Consider the following 18,964-nt stretch of genomic DNA (forward strand, 5'->3'; position numbering starts at 1 on the left):
AACAACTTCAACTCCCTCTGTTTTCCAAGCCATTTCATCGTCACCTTTTCCCGTGAACTCCGACTCGATCAAGGAAGCGCTCAAGCAAGTGAAATATCCCGGCTTCAGCCGCGACATCGTGTCGTTCGGACTGGTGCGCGGCGCGGCGTTCGACGGCGGCACGGCGAAGGTGTCGGTCGCGATCACTACTTCGGACCCGAAGGTCCCGACGATGCTGAAGCAGGAGATCGAAAAATGCCTCAAGGCGCAGCCGGGCGTCACGGACGTGATCGTCGAGCTCGCGGTCTCGGCGGCGAAGGCGCCGCCAAAGCCCGGCCAGGCCAACCTCGGCGGCGGCACGGCGCCGACGGGCATCAAGCGCTCCGTCGCGATCGCCTCGGGCAAGGGCGGCGTGGGCAAATCGACGTTCGCGGTGAACCTCGCGTGCGCGCTGGCACAGGTGCTCGAAGAGCGCGGCCAGGGTGGCCGCGTGGGCTTGATGGATTGCGACATCTACGGCCCAAGCGTGCCGCTGATGATGGGCATCGAGGGCCGGCCGGAGATCGACGGCGAGTCGCTCGTCCCGCTGGAGCGTCATGGCGTGAAGGTGATGTCGATGGGTTTCCTCGTGGACGACAACACGCCGGTCGTCTGGCGCGGACCGATGGTGATGAAGACCATCCAGCAGTTCGTGCAGAACGTGAAGTGGGGCGAGCTGGACGTGTTGCTCGTCGATTTGCCGCCGGGCACGGGCGACGCGCAACTGTCGCTGGTGCAGACGCTGCCGCTGGACGGCGCGGTGCTCGTCACCACGCCGCAGACGGCGGCCACGAACGTGGCGCGCAAGGGCGGTCTGATGTTCCAGAAGGTGAACGTCCCGCTGCTCGGTGTGGCGGAAAACATGAGCTGGTTCGAGGATGCGACCGGCCAGCGCCAGGCGCTGTTCGGCGAAGGTGGCGGTGCCGAGACGGCGGAGTCGCTCGGCACGGCTCTCCTGGGACAAGTTCCCCTCTTCCCCGAGATTCGCGCCGGCGGCGACTGCGGCCTACCGGTGGTGGTCAATCAACCGGACAGTAAACCGGCCCGCGTCTTCCGCTCGATCGCGGAAACGATGCTCACGAAATTGAAGGTCTAGCCGGTTGACACGCGCCGACGGCAAATCCTACGTTACCGGCAATGAAGGGCCCCTCGCATCCAATCGCTCGCTGCGCCATGCAGCCGATTTGTCGCCTGTGATCACGTCGACTGTCATGACGCCCACCCCGGTCATCGCCAACAAAGGCAGCAAGGAGTTCGTCAAGCAGTCGAGCCTCTACCAGGAGTTTCTGGCCGAGCGGGAGGAGATTTTGAAACACAAGTGGCTCGAGTCCGAGCGGCTCGGCTACGACATCGGTTTCGAGCGCGCGCTGCTGGATTGGATCCGCAAGCATCGCGATGCCTGGCGGGCGAATCGCCGCGCCCAGCTCGCTGCGCAGGGCGCGAGCAGCGCCGTGCCCGCTCCGGCGGCGGCGAAGAAGTAAGCAGGCAAAGCAAAAGGCCGGTCGCGAGACCGGCCTTTGAAATTTGCGACGCCTCGAAATGCGGGCGCCGGGCGGAAGACTTACTTGATCTCCTTGTGGAGCGTGTGGCGCTTGAGGTGCGGGTTATACTTCTTCTTCTCGATGCGCTCGGTCACGGTCTTCTTGTTGCGCTTGGTGAGGTAGCGCGAGACGGGTTTGCCCTCTTTGCGGGCCTCAGTGCACTCCAGGATGACGGTTTCTTGCATGACTTAAATGGGTTGGAAGGGACGAGAGCAAAGCCCCGGCTCGTCGGTGCGCAACAGAAAACTTTTTCGGAAAACCCGGGAATACTAGAGGGCGCGGCTACTGCCGCGTCGCGAATCCTCCATCAGGCCTCCGCAGCACGGCGCGGCGGTAGCCGCGCCCTCCACGCTCATTGACGAAACCGGCCTACCCTCACCCGCTCAGGCGGTTACCTTCTTTTCCGTCAGCGGCATCATCACGCCGCGCCGGAAGAGCGTCACCTGTCCGGTGCTCGACGACACCACGACCGAGATGCAGTCCGCCGCGACCGAGATCGCCGCCGCCGCCGCGTGGCGCGAACCGAGGCCGCTCGGCAGCGAGTGGTTGAAATCGGCGGCCTGGAGGAGCGATCCAGCCGTCTCCACGACGCCGTCGCCGCGGATGATGAACGCGCCGTCGACCGATGAGAACTCCTTGATGGTCTCGTCCATGAACGGGTTGAGAATGTTTCGGTCCTCCTCGCGGTAGCCGTAAAACGGATTCAACACGAGCGGCTTCGAGGCCTTCTCGACCTTTGCGCTGTCGCCGACGACGAAGAGGCAGCCGACCGGGCGGCCTTCACGGCCTTCGACGGCGAGCTCGGTGGCGACGCCGATCACGCGTTCGAGCACCTCGGGCTTCACGTCTTCGGGCAACAGGTCTGCGTGGCCGGAGAGTAGCGTCTGGAATTCCTTCTCCACGTCCACGACCACGACCGTGTCGAACTGATTCGAGCCTGCCATACCGCCGACGCAGCAGAGGCGGTCGGAAAACGTGATCGTGCCGCGCGTCAGACCGACGAGCACGGCGCTGCGCAGTTGCGCGAGCCGCTGGTTGGAGAATGAGCGGACCTGGATCGTCTCGTTGTAGCGCGCGGGGTGGTCCTCGCCATCGACGAGGTTGCGCGTGACGAGGTAAGTCTTCAGCGCGCTGCCCCACTTCGGCGTCTCGAAGCTGCCGGTGAAGGTGTCGCCGAAAACCATGAGCGCCTTGCAACCGGTGCTGCGCGCGATCTTTTCCGCCTCCTTCAGCACGATGTGGCTGACGCGATTCGCGGACGTCTGAACGCGCTTTTCCGAGATACCGCCGAAACCCGCGAAGAGTCGCTCGTAGACTGTGTCGAGGTCCGGCGCGTGGACGAGGCTGTCGACGAAATCCTGCTCCTTCAGCAACCGCGCCAGCGACGCGAGCACTTGCAGGTAATCGCGCGCGCGCTCGTCGGCGATGAGCATGATCACGAGTCGCACCGGCTCGCTCTCGATGGCCCCGTCGTAGCGGATGCCGTAATGACTGCGACCGATCGCGATGACGTAGCGGCGGCCCATCTTCGCGCGCACGTGCGGGAGCGCGACGCCGAGACCGAGGTAGGTCGTCATCGTGTTCTCGCGGCGCAACAGGCCTTTCAGCAGCGCGCCCTTGTCGAGATCCGGAAAGCGGTCGACCGTGAGATTGAGCAACTCCTCCAGCGCGCCTTCCATGTCGGCGCTGGCCAAGTCGACGACGCGACTGCGGGTGATGTATTTGTCTAGCCGCATGAGCTGCTACAGTTGAGAGCTGAGAGTTGAGGATTGAGAGACAGGTTCCGTGACGATGCAGCTGAGCGGACTCTCAACTCTCAGCTCTCAACTCCGAACCCGACTTATTTCTCCCACTCGAGCGCGCCCTTGCGCACTTCGTAGAAAAGGCCGAGCACGAGCACGCCGAGGAAGAACAGCATCGGCGCGAGGATCGCGATGTGGTTGGCGAGGAAATCGCGGTAGACGAACGACCACGGGATGAGGAACACCACCTCGATGTCGAAGAGGATGAAGAGCATCGCGGTGACGTAGAACTTCACCGAGAAACGCGTGTGCGTGCTGCCCTCGGAGCGGATGCCGCACTCGTAGGCGCTGTCCTTGATCGCGTTCTTCTTGAACCGCTGGCCGAACAGATGGCTGGCGGCCACGACACCGCCGGTGATGACGGCGGCGAGCGTCACTTGGACGAGGATCGGCAGGTAAGCGGCGGAAGACATCGGCGCGCTAGCGTTGTCGCGCGCGCGCCGGGTTCAAGGGGAAACTCCCATCCGGACACACTTCGCACGCGACCGTAGCCGCACTGCGTCCGACCATTAATTGTTTTGAACCGGAGCGCGCCGCGGCTGTCATCACGGGAGCGGGCCGCTCCTCTCCCACCCCATGAAAATCGCCCTGACTGCGGTTGCCCTGTTCGCAACCGCCGCGTCAACGGAAGCGCGCTACTTCACCGATCCGACCAAGGATCACCAGATTCTGGACCCGATCATGGCGCCGGATCTGCGTCTGCGCCTGCCGGACGGACGGCTGAGGCCCGATCTCTCGACCGGTGCCGCAGAACGCGAGCCGATGACGATCGAAGCACCGGCGCTGCGGACGCCGCGGCGACCCGGCCCGCGGCCGTGGAATCTGCCCGATCCGAAACCGATCACACCGCAGGGCGACGGCGAGTTTCCCGCGATGCACATCGCGCCGAAGCCGGACATCCTGCGCCTCGCGCCGATGCCGATCGCGAAGGGAGTTTTCGTGCCGCCGCGCATGCCGATGGTGACGCCCGACCCCGCGGTCGACTACAAGTTGCACGTCCTGCAGTTGCCCGCGGAAATCCCCACCAAGTAGCGGCACCGCGCGCGGTTCGCTTTATCGACCGCGCCTTACTGGCCGAGCGGGCGGATGATCTCGCCGTCGATCTTGCGATGGCCGACGCCGAGCTGGACGGCGAAGTCGAGCATGCGCGTCTGGTCCTCATCGATCGGCGGGAAGCCCGTGCGTTTGCGCGCGGCGTTCATCTTGTCGAGCATCAGCGAGTCGAGCAGCACCGGGTCGGCGCTGGCCCAGAGCTTCGGCTCCGAGAGCGTGTAGAGGGAATTGAAATACGGGCCGCCGATGAACTGGTAGAGCTGCAGGCTCACGAGCGTGAGCGCCCAGCCTTCGCGGAGTTCGGGAATCGCCGCCATCTCGGCCACGGCCGCCGGCGCGGTCGCGGGGCTCTTGAAGAAGCGGAAGGTATTCGACGCGTTCCACAGCGTCGCGTTCACCAGCGCGCCGTTCACGCCGAGCACGGGATGGTCGGTATAGACCGGCAGGTTGATCCAGAAATCCGCGTCAAGGAACAGCGGCGTGGCGAGGAAGCTCTTGCGGTCCTCTTCGAGCGTGGAGGAATTCTTGCCGCCGGCCGCCTGCTCAACCGCGCGGTCGTTGGTCACCGGATCAAAGCGCGCCGGGAGCGGGCTGTCGTAGAACCAGGCCGGATCGTAGAACTTGCCGGATTCGAGCACGAACACCTGATGCCCCGGGAACGGCGAGACGCCAGTCGCGAACGACGGCAGGAAACCGGTCAGGCGCAGGCGCAGCGGATTGAGTCCGACGAGGAAGATGTTTTCGCGCTGATAGCCGCGCTTCTCGAGCGACTCGATCACGGCGCGCACGAGCGGAAACGGCGTCGCGAGGCCCGGGCCGGAGTCGGCGTAGATCTTCAGGCCGACCTTCTTCTTTTTGCCCGGATGGATCGGCTGGCCGTTCGTCTGCTCGATCTTTTGCAGCACCTGTTCCACCGCATAGCGATAAGCGGCCTCGCTGAAATCCGGCAACTTCGCCTCCCACACGGGCACTTCGGGCGCGCCGGTTGGTTTCGCCGGATTGGCGGCGGGCGCGGACGCCGGCTCGGATTTCTGGGCGTGCGCGACGACGCCGACGAGAGCGAAGGAGAGCGAGAGCAGCCGGAGGCCGCGAACGGAGAAAAAGGTCATGAAGTATGTGTGAGACGGTGGGCCACACCGTCCCCGTTGCAAGGGCGGCGCACGTTGACAGACCGCCCCGGCGCGGAAAAGTTTAATCTCTGTCGCAATACCTCGCGGGCGCCGCCGGCCCCGGTGGGACGAAAGCCGCCCGGCGCGGGACCGTTCCTCGCCCGCCGACCGCCGCAAGATTTTCCTCGGCGCGTGTCGCCGTGCGGGTCTAGTGCTTTCCCCGCGTGCCCGTCATTAAAGCCAGCAGCCTGCGCGACTTGAAGCTCCGCGTGAACATCCACGATGTCGTGGCACGCACGGTGGCGTTGAAGAAGGCGGGCGGCAACCGCTTCAAGGGCCTCTGCCCTTTCCACTCGGAAAAGACGCCGTCGTTCCACGTCACGACCGACAAGGGTTTCTACAAGTGCTTCGGCTGCGGCAAGGCGGGCGACATCCTGTCGTTCGTGATGGAGACGGAGGGCCTACAGTTCACCGAGGCCGCCGAGACGCTCGCGAAACGCTTCGGCGTCGAACTCGAATACGAGGCCGGCAGCGGCGGACCGACGCGCGAGGAGCGCTCGCTGCGCCAGGAAATTTTCGACCTGCACGACGTCGCCGCGGATTTTTATCGGCAGGCGTTCCTCGCGAACAACGCGCACGGCGTTTGGATCCGCGACTACTGGACGAAGAACCGGAAATTCACGCCGGAGCTCGCCGACGAATTCAAGATCGGCTTCGCGCCCGTCGAGGATCGCGCGCTCGCCGAGGCGTTGATCAAACGCCGCTTCTCCGACGACTCGCTGCGCCAGTGCGGCCTGTTCTTCGTGCGCGACGGCATGCCGGTGACCTCGGCGACGATGCGGCCGCGCTTCCGCGGACGGTTGATGATTCCAATCCGCGATCATCAAGGCCGCGTCGTCGCGTTCACCGCGCGACAGCTCGAACTCACGCCGACGGACGACGCCTCGCACGAGGCGAAATACGTCAACTCGCCCGAGACGCTGATCTTCACGAAGAGCAACCTGCTGTTTAACCTCGATCGCGCGCGCACCGCCGTCGGCGACGGCCATCCGTTCGTGATGGTCGAAGGCCAGCTCGACGCGATGCGCTGTTGGAGCGTCGGCCTGAAGACCGCCGTCGCGCCGCAAGGCACCTCGATCACCGACGGCCAGTTGCTGCTGATGCGCCGTTACCACTCGCAGGTGGAGTGCTTCTTCGACAGCGACTCCGCGGGCCAGAAAGCCGCGCTGCGTTTCCTGCCGCTCGCGCTCAAGGCCGGACTCGAAGCGCGCTTCCTGATGCTCGCCGGCGCGTCGAAGCTCGATCCGGATCTGCTCTTCCTCGAGCGCGGCCTCGCGGCTTACGAGGAAGTGCGGAAAAATTCCCTCGGTGCCATGGAGTTCGCCGTGCGCTCGCTGCTGCCGAACGTCGGCGCCGCCGGCGCGGAGCAAAAGGCGCGCGTCGCGCAGGAACTGTTCGCGATCATCGCGCAGGCCGAGAGCGAGGTCGCGCGTGCGGGCTTCGTGTCCGAGGTCGCGCAGCTGCTGCGCCTGCCCACCGCCGCGCTCGAGCGCGACCTCCGTGCGTTCGTCGCCCGCCAAGCCGGCCAGGCGCGCTACGCCGCTCCCGCCGCGCAAAATGGCAACGGCGACGCTGCGAAACCTGCCTCGCCCGATTCAGCTGCCAAGCCCACCGAGGAGCACCTGCTCTACCTTTGCCTGCACCACGAACCGCTCCTGCTCGGCCTCTCGCAACAGCTGCCGCACGACTGGATCGACACCGAAACGCTCGCCGGCCGTCTCCTCGACCGCATCCTCGCCGAAGCCCAGCACAACGGCTGGCCCGGACGCGAGGCGCTCGACCAACTCCTTGAGACAGAAGAGGAAAAAGCACTCGCCGCCACCCTGCTCTTCGAGGGTCCGGGCGACGAGGACCTCGTCAAATTCGCCAACGAGGGCCTGCGCGCGCTCCACCGCCGTTTCCTCGAGCCGCGGCTGAGGCAAATAGAACTTGAAATAGCCTCTCAGGGCACAAATGGTGACGCGCACTTATTTTCACTCTTGAAGCAACGCGCAGATATCATCCGACAGCTCCAAAATCCGCCGAAGCTCATTCTCGCTTCCTGACGCTGTCCGCCGCGCCCCAACTGCTTCGCTGTCACGTCGTTTAGACCAAGCCCTTTCCTTTCGCCCATGTCGCGCAAAACCAAGCACGAACCCGCCGCCAAGCCTTCCACCAAAGCCAAAGAAGCGTCCGCCAAGCCGACCGCGCACGGCCACGAGCCGAAGCCCGCGCACGCTCCCGCGAAGGCCGCGCCGGAAAAGCATCCGGCCGAGAAGCACGCGGAAAAACACGCCGAGAAGCCGCACGCCGAACCCGTGAAGCCGGCCAGCGCGCAACTCGCCGAAGTCGCCGACGCCGCGAAGGAGTTCAAGGAGAAGGCGCTCGAGAATCTCTCCGGAGACCTCAACGACAAGATCCGCTACCTCATCCGCCTCTCGAAGGAGCAGGGCTACCTCACCTACGCTGACATCAACGAGGCGCTGCCCGAGTCCGTCGACAATCCCGAGGACATCGAGAACGTCATCTCCGTCCTCCAAAACCTCGAGATCGACATCCTCGATCCACAGGAAGTCGAAGGCTACAAGGCGCGTCAGGAAGAGGCCGAAGAGGAAGAGTCCCGCACGTCGAACAACGACATCCTCGACGACCCGGTGCGCATGTATCTCAAGCAGATGGGCCAGGTCCCGCTGCTGACACGCGAGCAGGAAGTCGAAATTTCCAAGCGCATCGAGACCGCCGAGATGAACGCGCAAGCCGCGCTCTTCGCCATCGGACCCGTCGGCAAATACCTCGCCGACCTCGGCGAGAAACTCCTCCAGCGCGCCGAGCGCTTCGACCGCCTCGTCATCGACAAGAAGATCGAGAGCCGCGACGCCTACTTCAAGGGCCTCGAAAAACTCGTCCAGTCCACGCGCGAGAATGACGCCGCCGCCACGGAGGCTTGGGCTGACGCCCAGAAAGCACGCGACGAGAAGTCCCGCAAGAACGCGATGGTCCGCTTCAAGAAGCGCGACAACGTGCTCAAGCAGAACTACGTCAAATTCTACTTCAAGCTGAAGGTCTTCGAGGACTTCCTCATCGAGTTCGCGCCGAAGATCGAGGAGATCGAGAAGTGCAACAACGACCTCGCGCGCGCCAAGCACCCGAAGTCCAAGAAGGACGCCTCGATCGACGTGAAGGCCGTCAACGCCCGCCTGCGCGAACTCGAGTTCGAATTGCGCGTCACGCCGACGGCGCTGATGGAAACGCTCAAGACCGGCCGCAAGCACATCCGCGAAGCGCACCAGGCGAAGACCGAAATGGTCGAGGCCAACCTTCGCCTCGTCATCTCCATCGCGAAGAAATACACGAACCGCGGCCTCTCCTTCCTCGACCTGATCCAGGAAGGCAACATGGGCCTCATGAAGGCGGTCGAGAAATTCGAATACCGCCGCGGCTACAAGTTCTCCACCTACGCCACGTGGTGGATTCGCCAGGCCATCACCCGCTCCATCGCCGACCAGGCGCGCACCATCCGCATCCCGGTCCACATGATCGAGACGCTGAACAAGGTGATGCAGGTCCAGAAGCAGCTCCTCCAGGAATTCGGCCACGAGCCGACGCCCGAGGAAGTCGCCGAGGAAATGAACCTGCCCGTCGAGCGCGTGCAGCAGATCATGAAGATGGCGCAGCAGCCCATCTCGCTCCAATCGCCCGTCGGCGACGGCGACGACACCAGCTTCGGCGACTTCATCGAGGACAAGTCCGCGGAAAATCCCTACGACATGACCGCCTTCTCGCTCCTGCGTGAGAAGATCATGGACGTCCTCGACTCGCTCACCGAGCGCGAGCGCCGCGTGCTCACGCTGCGCTTCGGCCTCGTCGACGGCTACAGCCGCACGCTTGAGGAAGTCGGCAAGCAATTCAAAGTCACCCGCGAGCGTATCCGCCAAATCGAGGCCAAGGCCCTCCGCAAGATGCGCCACCCGACGCGCATTCGCCAGCTGCACGGCTTCTTCGACGCCGAGCAGATCGACAATCCGCAGAACCTCCTCAAGAAGCCGCCGGCGATCCCGCCGCAGTTCATCAAGCAGGGCGGCCCCGGCGGCGCCGGCAATCCCTTCGCCCGGCCGATGCCGTCGGCCCTCCCGCCGTTCCTCGGCGGCTTCCCGCCGCCCTCTTCGCACTAAACGCGCAGGTTTGCGCCTTTACTCACTCTCTCTCCAAAGTAGCCTCCGCTCACCATGTCCCACGTCACTCTCCCTCTCGCCGGCCTCTTCGGCCTCGGCGGTCCCGAGCTGATTCTCATCCTCGTGATCCTGCTGCTGCTCTTCGGCGGCTCCAAGCTCCCGCAGCTCGCCAAGGGCCTCGGCCAGTCCGTGAAGGAATTCAAGAAAGCATCGAAGGAGGCCGACGAAGAGGACGACAAGAAGCCTGCGGCGAAGACCGAGACCAAGCCGGGCAACAACTGAGCCCGCCCATCGCTCTCCATTCCGAAGCGCGCCACCCGGCGCGCTTTTTTGTTGGCCGCGAACGCCGCACCCGGCGCGGTCTGATTCGTCCCGCGATCACCGCCTCATGTCGCTCCGACTTTCCGCGCCGAGACACTGCCATCTGTTTCCCTCGAGATTTGCACCCCTGCCTGCTCGAGCAACGCCTGCTCGATGCGACGCAACGCGCCGGCCTTGGACTCGTTCTTCAGACTCAAGTTGATCCCCGCTTTGATCGCCTTCACCTCCGCCGAAGCCGCGATCGGCTGGCCCGAGATCCGCGCATGGACCATAAGCAGATCCGTGACCGGCGCGTTGAAGAACCTCCCGCTGATCCCGTTTTCGTCGGGACCGCCCGCAAAGACGCCCGCCATGAGGAGGAGATAAATCAGGCTGACCTTGAGCGCATTCATCGCCGGATCGTTTCGGTTGAAGGGGTCGACGAGGCACACAGTGAACCATTAAGAACCTCCCGGCAACCCCGCGGCGGGCGAGCCGTGCAAAGCTTCAGCGGTGCACCGGCACGGACCGCTCGCGCAGAGCCGCCAGCCTGGCTTCGGCGCGCTGGGCATCCGCCGTCCGCTCCAACCGGCGCAGCGCCTCCACCAGCAACTCGTGGAACATGATCTCGTCGTCCTTCAACCGCATCGCCTGCCGGACGTGCCGCTCCACCGCCTGCCAGTCTCCGGTGTCCTGCGCGACGACGGCGAGGTTGAAGTGATAGTAGGGATTCCGCACCCGCATCGCCTGCGCGCGACGTTCGTATTTCTCCGCCAGTTTCAGATTCTCCACTCCACCCTGCCGACGGAGGACATCCACGAGGCAAACCAAGACCATCTCCCCGTGTCGATCGAGTCGCAGCGATTGTTCCAGGCAATCGCGCGCCTGCGGCAGATCTCCGGTTCGCGCGTAGAGCTGGCCCAAGTTTGCCCAAACGAAACAGCTTTTCGCATCGCACTCCGTTCCGAGTTTCATGAGCCGCAACGCCCCGGCTGTGTCGCCGGCCACCAGCCGGAAGAAGCCCGCCGTGCTGTAGAAGTGCGCAAACGCGCGCCGGTCCGGCACGACCAACGCGCTGCCGCTCCCGTCGTCGGCTCGTCCCAGATCCGGTCGCAGATCCACCGTGTAGATGTGCGTGGCGTCCACCAAGCGCAGATTCGTGTGCCGCACCGAGGCGACGAATCCCTCGAAACGGTTCCACCGCGCCGCCGTGTCCATCTCCTGGAATTGCACCGCCACGCCGTATTCCCGCGCCACTGCCGCGACGAGAATCGCGAAACTCACGCACCCGCCCCGGCGACGCCGAAACGACTCCCGCGCGTCGTAGAGCCCGTCGGAGGCGTAGGCAAAACCCAAGTCGGTCGGGCGAACGATCGCCGCGACGATCTGTTGGAGAATTACCGCATGGGCCGCACGTCGGTCGACCCGCTCCGCAAAAAAGCGCCGCATCGGCTCGTCCAATCTCAGCAATTCGCGGGCGTCTTCCGGCGGAAAATAACTCGGCTCGTCCGCCGACGGAGGCACGGCCGGCGCACCTTCCGCTCCGGAAACTACTCCCGCCGCCCCCGGCGCGAGAGCGAAGAGGCAAATGACGACGCAAGAGATACTGCGACAAGTCGGGAACACGAGGAGACCCTCTTGGCCCACGCAGCGAGGAGCCCAAACTTCACCCGTCATTGTATCCCATCGCGGCCGGGTTGCAATCGCGCAGACCGAAACGCTCGCCGCCGCCAGACTCCAAGCACCGCGCCGCCGCGCCGCTCGCCTACGCCGTCCCCTCGTGCGCCCAGCTCTTGAACGCCGCGATCTGGTCCGGGCTCCCGAGCACCAGCACGTCGTCGTTCGGCAACAGCTTCTCGTCACCACCCGGATTCAGGATGCGCAGGCCGCCGCGATTGATGCCCGCCACCTGCACGCCGCAATGCCGCGTCGGCGCCAGCTCCGCGAGCGTGCGACCCGCCAGCTTGCTGTCGTGCGGCAGCTCGCACGTCTCCATCCGCACCTCGTCGAAATTCGATGCCGCGTGCGCGCCCGCCACGCCGAGCAGGAACGCCTTGCCCGCCGCCGTCTGTTTCGCGTCGCCCAACAGCAGAATCTTGTCGCGCGGATAGAGCGCCGTCTCCGGCGACGGATTGCCCACCATCACGCCCTGCCGCTCGATGCCGGCGACCACGACGCCGAACTTCGCCCGCAACGCCAGCTCGCCCAGCGTCAGCCCGCGCGCGTTCGCCTGATCCGGCAGCACGCACTCCGTGAGTCCGAGGTGCCACTCGCTGTGCTGCGCGAGCCACGGCGCGGTGGTGCCGGTGAACCTCTCGTCATTCTGCACGATGCGATCCTGCAGCTCCAATTCGAGCACACTGTGCCAGTAAACCAGCTTCTGCCGCGCAAAAATCACCACGCCCACCGCGAGCAACACCGCGACTACCGGCACCCAGCGTCCCATCACTCCCACCGGCATCACCGCCGTGAGCCACACGAAAATCACCAGTCCCGCCACCACCTTGATGCCCGTCTCCACCATCGGCCGCAGCTTCGCGCGGTTCGCCTGCCCCGCCGTGCTCACCTCGGCGTAGAGCATCGCGAGCGCCGCCACGTTGCGCCAGATCGCGATGAGCGGCGCGAGCACCACCACCGCGAGCCCGCACCAGAACAGCACCCGCGGCGCCTGCGGGAAAAACTTCTCGCCCGGGATGAACGGCAGCACCGCCTCGAGCAGATTTTCCGCGAACGACAGCAGCCCCGTCACGAGCAACACCTCGACCGCGACCTGGATCAGGCGCTTCCGGCTCAGCTGCCAGAGGAGGTTCTTCTTCTGCCGCGCCATCAGCCGCTCCAGCCACCCGCGATAATAACCCAGCCAATCCTCCAGCCACTTCGGCTGACGCTGCTCGACCCACTCGCCGATCCGCGGTGCCCGCCTCATCAGCACCGGCGCCGCCAGCGTCGTGAGCAGCGAGACGCCCACCGCCACCGCCTGGAACTCCGCCGGCAGCACGCCCGCCGCAATGCCGAGTTGCGCGATGATGAACGAAAACTCGCCCAACGCCGTCGCCGACACGCCGACGCGCACCGCGTCACGCGTCGCCGCGCCCGTCACCATCATGCCCACCGCCACCGCAAACGTCCGCCCGAGGATCGTCACGACGCCGAGCAGCAGCACCAGCCACCACAGATGCGCCGCCGCCTTCAAATTGATCATCATCCCGATCGCCACGAAGAACACCGCGCTGAACACGTCGCGCATGCCCTCGAACGCCCGATCCACCTGCGTGCGGTGCGGCGTCTCCGCCACGATCGCACCGAGCAGGAACGCCCCGAGCGCCAGCGAAAACCCCGCCCGCTGCGCCAGGATCGCGAGCATGAAGAGCAGGCCCGCCGTCACGATCGTCGTCAGTTCGTCGTCCGCCGTAATCGTCAGTTTTCTGAGCAGCCACGGCACCAGCAGCAGCCCGCCCACCCCCGCCAGCACCACGAACGCACCCAGCATGCCCAGCGTCTCCCCCATCGCCTCCTGCGGCCCGCTCGTCGACACGAGCGAATTGAGAATCGCCAGCATCACGACCGCCACGATGTCCTCGAGCACCGACACGCCCATCGCCAGTTGCCCGGCCTTCTCGTGCGTCACCCCGAGATCCTGCAACACCTTGCTGATGATCGCCGACGACGACACCATCAACATCGCCGCGAGGATCACGCCCTGCACCGGCGCCCAGCCCAGCCCCGCCCCGACCGCCCGCGCGATCGAATAGACGACAAACGCGCCCACCACCGTCGCCACGATCAGCGAAATCCCGAGCCGCCGCAGCTTCCGCAAGCTCAGTTTCATCCCGATCGAAAACATCAGGAACACCAACCCCACCTGCGCCAGCGTCTCGATGCGCGCCACATCCGACACCAGCGAAAACGGCGGCGTATACGGACCGATCACCATGCCCGCCGCCAGATAGCCCACGACCACCGACAACCCGACACGATGGCACAGCCAGCCGACGAGGCCGGCGACCAGCATCACGATCGCGAGGTCCTGGACGAATTCCGTTCCGTGCATGCAACGCCCGCACAGGGCACGTCCAAGACGCTGGCAAACCCACCCCGCGTCAAGCCTCCGCCCCGGCCTTTTCCGCCCCTCCAAGCCCGCCCAAACCTCCGCCGTTCAACGGCTTTGGTTTTGACAATTTCGCTCGCACGCGGCTTTGATTCGGAAACCCTGCCACCGCGACATGTTCAACCAACTGCTGGGACTTTTTTCCAACGACATCGGCATCGACTTAGGCACCGCCAACACCCTCGTCTACGTGAAGGACAAGGGCATCGTCCTGCGTGAGCCGTCGGTCGTCGCAGTCCACACCGGCAGCCGCAAGGTCCTCGCCGTCGGCGACGAAGCCAAAAAGATGCTCGGCCGCACGCCCGGCAACATCACCGCCATCCGTCCGATGAAGGACGGCGTCATCGCCGACTTCGACATCACCGAGGCGATGCTGCGCTACTTCATCAAGAAGGTGCACAACAACTCCAAGGTCGTCTCGCCGCGCGTCGTCGTCGCCATCCCCTCCGGCATCACCGAGGTCGAGAAGCGCGCCGTGAAGGAGTCCGCCACCCACGCCGGCGCCCGCGAAGTCATCACCATTCTCGAACCCATGGCCGCCGCGCTCGGCGTCGGCCTGCCCGTCGACGAACCCGCCGCGAACATGATCGTGGACATCGGCGGCGGCACCACGGAGATCGCGATCATTTCGCTCTCCGGCATCGTCTTTTCGAAATCCATCCGCGTCGCCGGCGACGAGCTCGACCTCGCCATCATCAACTACATGAAGCGCGCCTACAACCTCCTCATCGGCGAGCGCACGGCGGAAGAAATCAAGATGACCATCGGCTCCGCCTACCCGCTCGACACCGAGCTGTCGATGGAGGTCAAGGGCCGCGACTCGGTCGCCGGTTTGCCGAAGACGATTCACATCACCTCACAGGAAATCCGCGAAGCCCTCGCCGACACCATCGCTGCGATCGTCGAGGCCGTGCGCGCCGCCCTCGAGCGCTGCCCACCCGAACTCTCCGCCGACCTCGTCGACCGTGGCTTCGTCATGGCCGGCGGCGGCTCGCTCATCCGCGGCATCGATAAGCTCCTCTCCGAGAAGACTGGTCTGCCCGTCACCGTCTCCGACGACCCGCTCTCCGCCGTCGCGAACGGCACCGGCGTCTTCCTGAACAACATCGACGAGCTCTACCGCATCGCGGCGGATTTTTGAGCGCTTGGCGAAAGCGCTTGGCGACCAAGTCGCCATCCCCAATGAACCAGCCCGTCAAAATCGAGCTGACAGCCGCTGAAGCGCTGATCGCGTTTGAAGCACTCGCCAAACTCGATGAGAAGCGCATTCATGAACGCGAGCTCGATTCCTCCGAGCGTATGGCTCTTTGGGCGATTCAGAGCGTTCTGGAAAAAAACGTCCCGGTGTTTGCCCCCAACTACGCGCAGCTCGTGCAATCGGCGAAGCGCGAACTGAATCCTGAAAACCTTTAGTCGCAGCCGCCGTGTCCGATAAACGCTTCGATCAAGCCCGTCCCTTCGCCACGCTCGGCCTCGTGCTGCTGCTCTGGCTGCTCGTGCCGCTGGCCGTGAAGTCCTTCACGCGCGTCACCTTCTTCGAGCTCCAGGCCCCCTTCGCCGCCGCCCAATCCTACGTCACCGACCTCCAGGAATTCTGGGCGCTGCGCACACGCCCGAAAAACGAGATCATCGAAGCCGGCCGCGACCTCGCCCGCCTCAACGCCGCCTACGAACTCCGCCTCCAGGAAAACGAGCAGCTCCGCGCCGAGATCCTCCGCCTCGAAAACCTCCTCAAGCTCCCGCCCTTCCCCGCGCATCGCGCCGAGCCCGCACGCGTCGCCAAGCGCGACTTCACCGCCTGGTGGCAGCGCCTCGTCATCCGCAAGGGCCGCAATTACGGCATCCCCGTCGGCGCGCCGGTCGTGTTCGTCGGCGGCGTCGTCGGCCGCGTCGTCGAGGTCCACGCCTACACCGCCGTCGTCGATCTCGTTTCCAGCCCGACGTTCCGCATCGCCGCCAGCGTCGAGGGCGACAACAACAACCGCCCCATCTCCTATCAGGGCGGCATCAACGACTCCTTCAAGAACCCGCGCGGCTCGGTCGAGTTCGTTCCCACCGACATCTCCGCCACGCCCAGTCACCCGCGCCACCTCGTCACCTCCGGCCTCGGCGGCGTGTTTCCGCCCGGCCTCACCATCGGTGACGTCACGCACCTCGAGCCGTCCACCGACGGCCTGTTCGCGAGCGGCGACGTCGATCTCGACAACCGCCTCGGCGCCCTCAGCGAAGTGACCGTGCTCGTGCCCGTCACGCCCGAGGCCCTCTGACGCATGCGCCAACGCGACATCCGCTGGCTGCTCGTCCTCCTCGCGAACCTCCTGCTCCTCTGGCTCGCCGGCCTCGCCAATCACTACCTCGCACCCTACGCGGTCTCGCTCTACCTCGCCGGCCTCTTCGTTCCTTACGCCGCGCTGCGGCTCGACTATCGCCACGGCTTCCTCGCCACCGCGCTCACCGGCCTCGCCTTCGACTCGCTCACGCCCGCGCCGTTCGGCACGCACCTCGTGCTGCTTGGCTTCGTGCACGCCGTCCTGCTCTACGGTCGCAAGCGCTTCCCGCGCGAGGAACCGATCTTCGCCACCGTCGTCGCGCTGCTCGCCAACCTGTTCCTCGTCCTCGCGCTCACCACGCTCCTCATCGGCGACAATCCGCACCCCGCCAACGCCTGGCTGCGCGTCTTCGTCGACCTCATCTTCTCCCAACTCGTCATCGCGCTCGCGACGCCGTGGTTCATGGCGCTCAACGCCCGACTGCTCGCCCTCGCCCGCCTCGATCCCGAGACCGGCCGCCGCGTGCAGCTTTGATTTTTTCGCCCCGCGCGCTTTGTTTCCACCGTGAGCTCCGCCCCGATCGAAACCCACGCCGCGCGCAACCCGCGCCTCCTCGCCTTCTACGGCCTCGTGGCGTTGCTCGTTCTCGTCCTGAGCATCGGCGTCGGTCGGCAGCAACTGCTCCGCAGCTCGCAAAACTCCGACGACGAACGCAAGCAGAGCCAGCGCCGCATCATCGTGCCTGGCCCGCGCGGCAACATCTACGACCGCGAAGGCCGGGTGCTCGTCGGTAATCGCGCGCGCTTCTCCGTCGTGCTCAACCTCGCCGAGCTCCGCAGCGACTTCGGCGCCGAATACGACAAGGTCGTCCGCAACTTCCGCGCCCTGCCGAAGGACGAGCGCCCCAACAGCAGCCAGGTCAACCGCATCGTCCGCACCACCGTCACCGAGCGCTACCTCGAGCAGGTCAACCGCATCCTCGGCCGCCACGAGCAGATCAAGCAGGCCGATCTCAACCGCCACTTCGAGAGCTCGCGCCTCCTCCCCTACACGCTGATCGAGGATCTCTCCCCCGCCGAATACGCCCGCCTCGTCGAGAAGCTCCCCGTCAACTCCCCCCTGCAAGTCTACGCCTCCAGCACACGCTACTATCCCTACGGCCGCGCCGCCGCCCATGTGCTCGGCTACGTCGGCGTCGACGCGAACCCCGACGCCGAGGCCTTCGGCCACGACGACCTCATGACCTTCAAGATGAAGGGCGCCTACGGCCGCGCCGGCCTCGAAAAACGCTTCGACGCCAAACTCCAGGGCCAGGCCGGCGGCGCGATCTACCGCGTCGACCCCTCCGGCTATAAGATCAACCCGCCCCTCGAGAAACGGACCCCGAAACAAGGCGAAAGCATCACCACCTCGATCGACATCGATCTTCAGCAAGCCGCCGAGGAAGCCATCGGCGATCGCACCGGCGCCGCCGTCGCCCTCGACGTGCGCACCGGCGAAGTCCTCGCGCTCAGCTCCAAGCCCGACTACGACCCGAACGCCTGGTATCCGCGCATGAGTGCCGAAACCTACAAGGAGATCCAGGAGCAGCACGCCGAGCTCAACCTCGCGATCGACGGCGCCTTTCCTCCCGGCTCCACGTTCAAAATTCTCACCAGCATCGCCGCGCTCCAACACGCCGCGATCGTTCCCGACCGACCGATCACCTTCTGCGACGGCACCGTGCAGATCGGCGGGCGCACCTTCTACTGCGACAACGGCCGCGGGCACCACGGCCACGTCACGCTCTCCGACGCCATCGCCCATAGCTGCGACGTCTACTACTACGAAGCCGGCCGGCTCACCACCCCCGACGGCATCGCCGAAGAAGCGCGCAAATTCCACTTCGGCCAGCGCACCGGCATCGAACTCCCCGAATCCGACGCGTCGCTCGTGCCCGACACCGCCTGGAAAAGAAAGCGCTGGAATGAACCCTGGTATGGCGGCGACACCGCCAACTACTCCATCGGCCAAGGCTTCCTCCTTGTCACGCCATTGCAGATGGCGTGCTTCACCGCATCCGTCGCACGCAACGAACTCTACACCACGCCGACCCTCATCCACCGAGAAAACGCGCCGGCCCAGCACACGCCACCCATCGGCCTCTCCGACCACGAACGCGCCGCCATCGTCGAAGGCATGATCGGCACCACCACCGAAGGCACCGCCTCGTTGATCACCAAGGGCCCCTACAAGGTTCCCGGTGTGACCATCGCCGGCAAGACCGGCACCGCCCAAAAGGACGTCTACGAGGGCGGCAAGCTCATCGGCAAAATCAACTTTGCTTGGTTCATCTGCTTCGCCCCCGCCGAGAACCCCGAGATCGCCATCGCTGTGATGCTTGAGGGCGACACCATCGGCGAAACCTACGGCGGCGGAGTGAACGCCGCCCCGGTCGCCAACGCGATCATCCGAAAATATTTCGAAAAGAAGAACGCCCCCGCGGCCCCGAAGGCCGAGTTCAAGATCAAGTGACGTTCCCAGAAAGGTAGGGCGGCGAGTCCCTTCGCCGC

17 protein-coding genes and 1 pseudogene are annotated in these 18,964 nt (G+C 65.2%); 11 read left to right on the top strand and 7 right to left on the bottom strand.

All coding sequences use genetic code 11. From position 1 onward, the window contains the following. The first annotated feature begins 52 nt into the window (after positions 1-52). Both KF715_15685 and KF715_15690 read left to right on the top strand, forming a co-directional pair. A complete protein-coding gene (locus tag KF715_15685) occupies positions 53-1,114 on the top strand; it encodes an Mrp/NBP35 family ATP-binding protein (GenBank protein MBX3738136.1) in 1,062 nt (353 codons plus the stop codon). A gap of 115 nt (positions 1,115-1,229) precedes the next feature. Continuing rightward, a pseudogene (locus KF715_15690) lies at positions 1,230-1,436 on the top strand (hypothetical protein). A 143-nt stretch (positions 1,437-1,579) separates the two neighbouring features. Here the strand turns inward: KF715_15690 and rpmG are convergent. The 3 genes from rpmG to KF715_15705 form a co-directional block, all read right to left on the bottom strand. After that, positions 1,580-1,744 carry a 50S ribosomal protein L33 gene (gene rpmG, locus KF715_15695; GenBank protein MBX3738137.1) on the bottom strand — a complete coding sequence of 55 codons (165 nt, stop codon included), beginning with the start codon at positions 1,742-1,744 and terminating at the stop codon, positions 1,580-1,582. A 198-nt stretch (positions 1,745-1,942) separates the two neighbouring features. Further along, positions 1,943-3,295 carry a PTS sugar transporter subunit IIA gene (locus KF715_15700; GenBank protein MBX3738138.1) on the bottom strand — a complete coding sequence of 451 codons (1,353 nt, stop codon included), beginning with the start codon at positions 3,293-3,295 and terminating at the stop codon, positions 1,943-1,945. A 104-nt stretch (positions 3,296-3,399) separates the two neighbouring features. After that, complete coding sequence (locus KF715_15705) at positions 3,400-3,774, bottom strand: NADH-quinone oxidoreductase subunit A (protein ID MBX3738139.1); 375 nt, start codon at positions 3,772-3,774, stop codon at positions 3,400-3,402. A gap of 163 nt (positions 3,775-3,937) precedes the next feature. Here KF715_15705 and KF715_15710 point away from each other — a divergent pair, with 163 nt between their 5' ends. After that, positions 3,938-4,393, top strand: a complete 456-nt coding sequence (locus KF715_15710) for a hypothetical protein (protein MBX3738140.1) — start codon at positions 3,938-3,940, stop codon at positions 4,391-4,393. 35 nt (positions 4,394-4,428) lie between these two features. Here KF715_15710 and KF715_15715 read toward each other — a convergent pair whose 3' ends face one another. Then, positions 4,429-5,523 (bottom strand): DUF362 domain-containing protein, encoded by a 1,095-nt coding sequence (locus tag KF715_15715; protein ID MBX3738141.1) that lies wholly within the window; start codon positions 5,521-5,523, stop codon positions 4,429-4,431. A 224-nt stretch (positions 5,524-5,747) separates the two neighbouring features. Here KF715_15715 and dnaG point away from each other — a divergent pair, with 224 nt between their 5' ends. From dnaG to tatA, 3 genes are all read left to right on the top strand, one after another. Next, positions 5,748-7,628, top strand: coding sequence for a DNA primase (gene dnaG, locus KF715_15720; GenBank protein MBX3738142.1), 1,881 nt, complete (start codon positions 5,748-5,750; stop codon positions 7,626-7,628). Between the two features lie 66 nt (positions 7,629-7,694). Continuing rightward, complete coding sequence (rpoD, locus tag KF715_15725; GenBank protein MBX3738143.1) at positions 7,695-9,734, top strand: RNA polymerase sigma factor RpoD; 2,040 nt, start codon at positions 7,695-7,697, stop codon at positions 9,732-9,734. Positions 9,735-9,788: 54 nt separating this feature from the next. After that, positions 9,789-10,016: a twin-arginine translocase TatA/TatE family subunit gene (tatA, locus tag KF715_15730; GenBank protein MBX3738144.1), complete on the top strand. Its 228-nt coding sequence runs from the start codon at positions 9,789-9,791 to the stop codon at positions 10,014-10,016. A 104-nt stretch (positions 10,017-10,120) separates the two neighbouring features. Here the strand turns inward: tatA and KF715_15735 are convergent, their stop codons facing one another. The 3 genes from KF715_15735 to KF715_15745 all read right to left on the bottom strand — a co-directional run bounded on the left by KF715_15735 (position 10,121) and on the right by KF715_15745 (position 14,085). Continuing rightward, positions 10,121-10,447 carry a hypothetical protein gene (locus tag KF715_15735; GenBank protein MBX3738145.1) on the bottom strand — a complete coding sequence of 109 codons (327 nt, stop codon included), beginning with the start codon at positions 10,445-10,447 and terminating at the stop codon, positions 10,121-10,123. 94 nt (positions 10,448-10,541) lie between these two features. Beyond that, positions 10,542-11,558, bottom strand: coding sequence for a tetratricopeptide repeat protein (locus KF715_15740; protein MBX3738146.1), 1,017 nt, complete (start codon positions 11,556-11,558; stop codon positions 10,542-10,544). A gap of 241 nt (positions 11,559-11,799) precedes the next feature. Next, on the bottom strand, positions 11,800-14,085 hold the full coding sequence (locus KF715_15745; protein ID MBX3738147.1) for a cation:proton antiporter: 2,286 nt from the start codon (positions 14,083-14,085) through the stop codon (positions 11,800-11,802). A 172-nt stretch (positions 14,086-14,257) separates the two neighbouring features. Between KF715_15745 and KF715_15750 the strand changes: the two genes are divergently transcribed. The 5 genes from KF715_15750 to mrdA are packed head-to-tail and all read left to right on the top strand — an operon-like array spanning position 14,258 to position 18,926. Continuing rightward, a complete protein-coding gene (locus tag KF715_15750) occupies positions 14,258-15,283 on the top strand; it encodes a rod shape-determining protein (GenBank protein ID MBX3738148.1) in 1,026 nt (341 codons plus the stop codon). Between the two features lie 41 nt (positions 15,284-15,324). Continuing rightward, positions 15,325-15,555: a hypothetical protein gene (locus KF715_15755; GenBank protein MBX3738149.1), complete on the top strand. Its 231-nt coding sequence runs from the start codon at positions 15,325-15,327 to the stop codon at positions 15,553-15,555. 11 nt (positions 15,556-15,566) lie between these two features. After that, positions 15,567-16,409: a rod shape-determining protein MreC gene (locus KF715_15760; protein ID MBX3738150.1), complete on the top strand. Its 843-nt coding sequence runs from the start codon at positions 15,567-15,569 to the stop codon at positions 16,407-16,409. A 3-nt stretch (positions 16,410-16,412) separates the two neighbouring features. Further along, the gene (locus KF715_15765) at positions 16,413-16,946 is read left to right on the top strand and encodes a hypothetical protein (protein ID MBX3738151.1); all 534 of its coding nucleotides are present in this window, start codon (positions 16,413-16,415) and stop codon (positions 16,944-16,946) included. Between the two features lie 30 nt (positions 16,947-16,976). After that, complete coding sequence (gene mrdA / locus KF715_15770; GenBank protein MBX3738152.1) at positions 16,977-18,926, top strand: penicillin-binding protein 2; 1,950 nt, start codon at positions 16,977-16,979, stop codon at positions 18,924-18,926. Positions 18,927-18,964: the final 38 nt, after the last annotated feature.

The sequence above is a fragment of the Candidatus Didemnitutus sp. genome (genome assembly GCA_019634575.1).
Lineage (GTDB): Bacteria > Verrucomicrobiota > Verrucomicrobiia > Opitutales > Opitutaceae > Didemnitutus.

Coding starts and splice junctions, on each gene's coding strand:
- KF715_15705 (MBX3738139.1), bottom strand. CDS start 3,774: ATGTCTTCCGCCGCTTACCTGCCGATCCTCGTCCAAGTGACGCTCGCC.
- KF715_15700 (MBX3738138.1), bottom strand. CDS start 3,295: ATGCGGCTAGACAAATACATCACCCGCAGTCGCGTCGTCGACTTGGCC.
- tatA (MBX3738144.1), top strand. CDS start 9,789: ATGTCCCACGTCACTCTCCCTCTCGCCGGCCTCTTCGGCCTCGGCGGT.
- KF715_15755 (MBX3738149.1), top strand. CDS start 15,325: ATGAACCAGCCCGTCAAAATCGAGCTGACAGCCGCTGAAGCGCTGATC.
- KF715_15765 (MBX3738151.1), top strand. CDS start 16,413: ATGCGCCAACGCGACATCCGCTGGCTGCTCGTCCTCCTCGCGAACCTC.
- rpoD (MBX3738143.1), top strand. CDS start 7,695: ATGTCGCGCAAAACCAAGCACGAACCCGCCGCCAAGCCTTCCACCAAA.
- rpmG (MBX3738137.1), bottom strand. CDS start 1,744: ATGCAAGAAACCGTCATCCTGGAGTGCACTGAGGCCCGCAAAGAGGGC.
- KF715_15745 (MBX3738147.1), bottom strand. CDS start 14,085: ATGCACGGAACGGAATTCGTCCAGGACCTCGCGATCGTGATGCTGGTC.
- KF715_15715 (MBX3738141.1), bottom strand. CDS start 5,523: ATGACCTTTTTCTCCGTTCGCGGCCTCCGGCTGCTCTCGCTCTCCTTC.
- KF715_15710 (MBX3738140.1), top strand. CDS start 3,938: ATGAAAATCGCCCTGACTGCGGTTGCCCTGTTCGCAACCGCCGCGTCA.
- KF715_15750 (MBX3738148.1), top strand. CDS start 14,258: ATGTTCAACCAACTGCTGGGACTTTTTTCCAACGACATCGGCATCGAC.
- KF715_15735 (MBX3738145.1), bottom strand. CDS start 10,447: ATGAATGCGCTCAAGGTCAGCCTGATTTATCTCCTCCTCATGGCGGGC.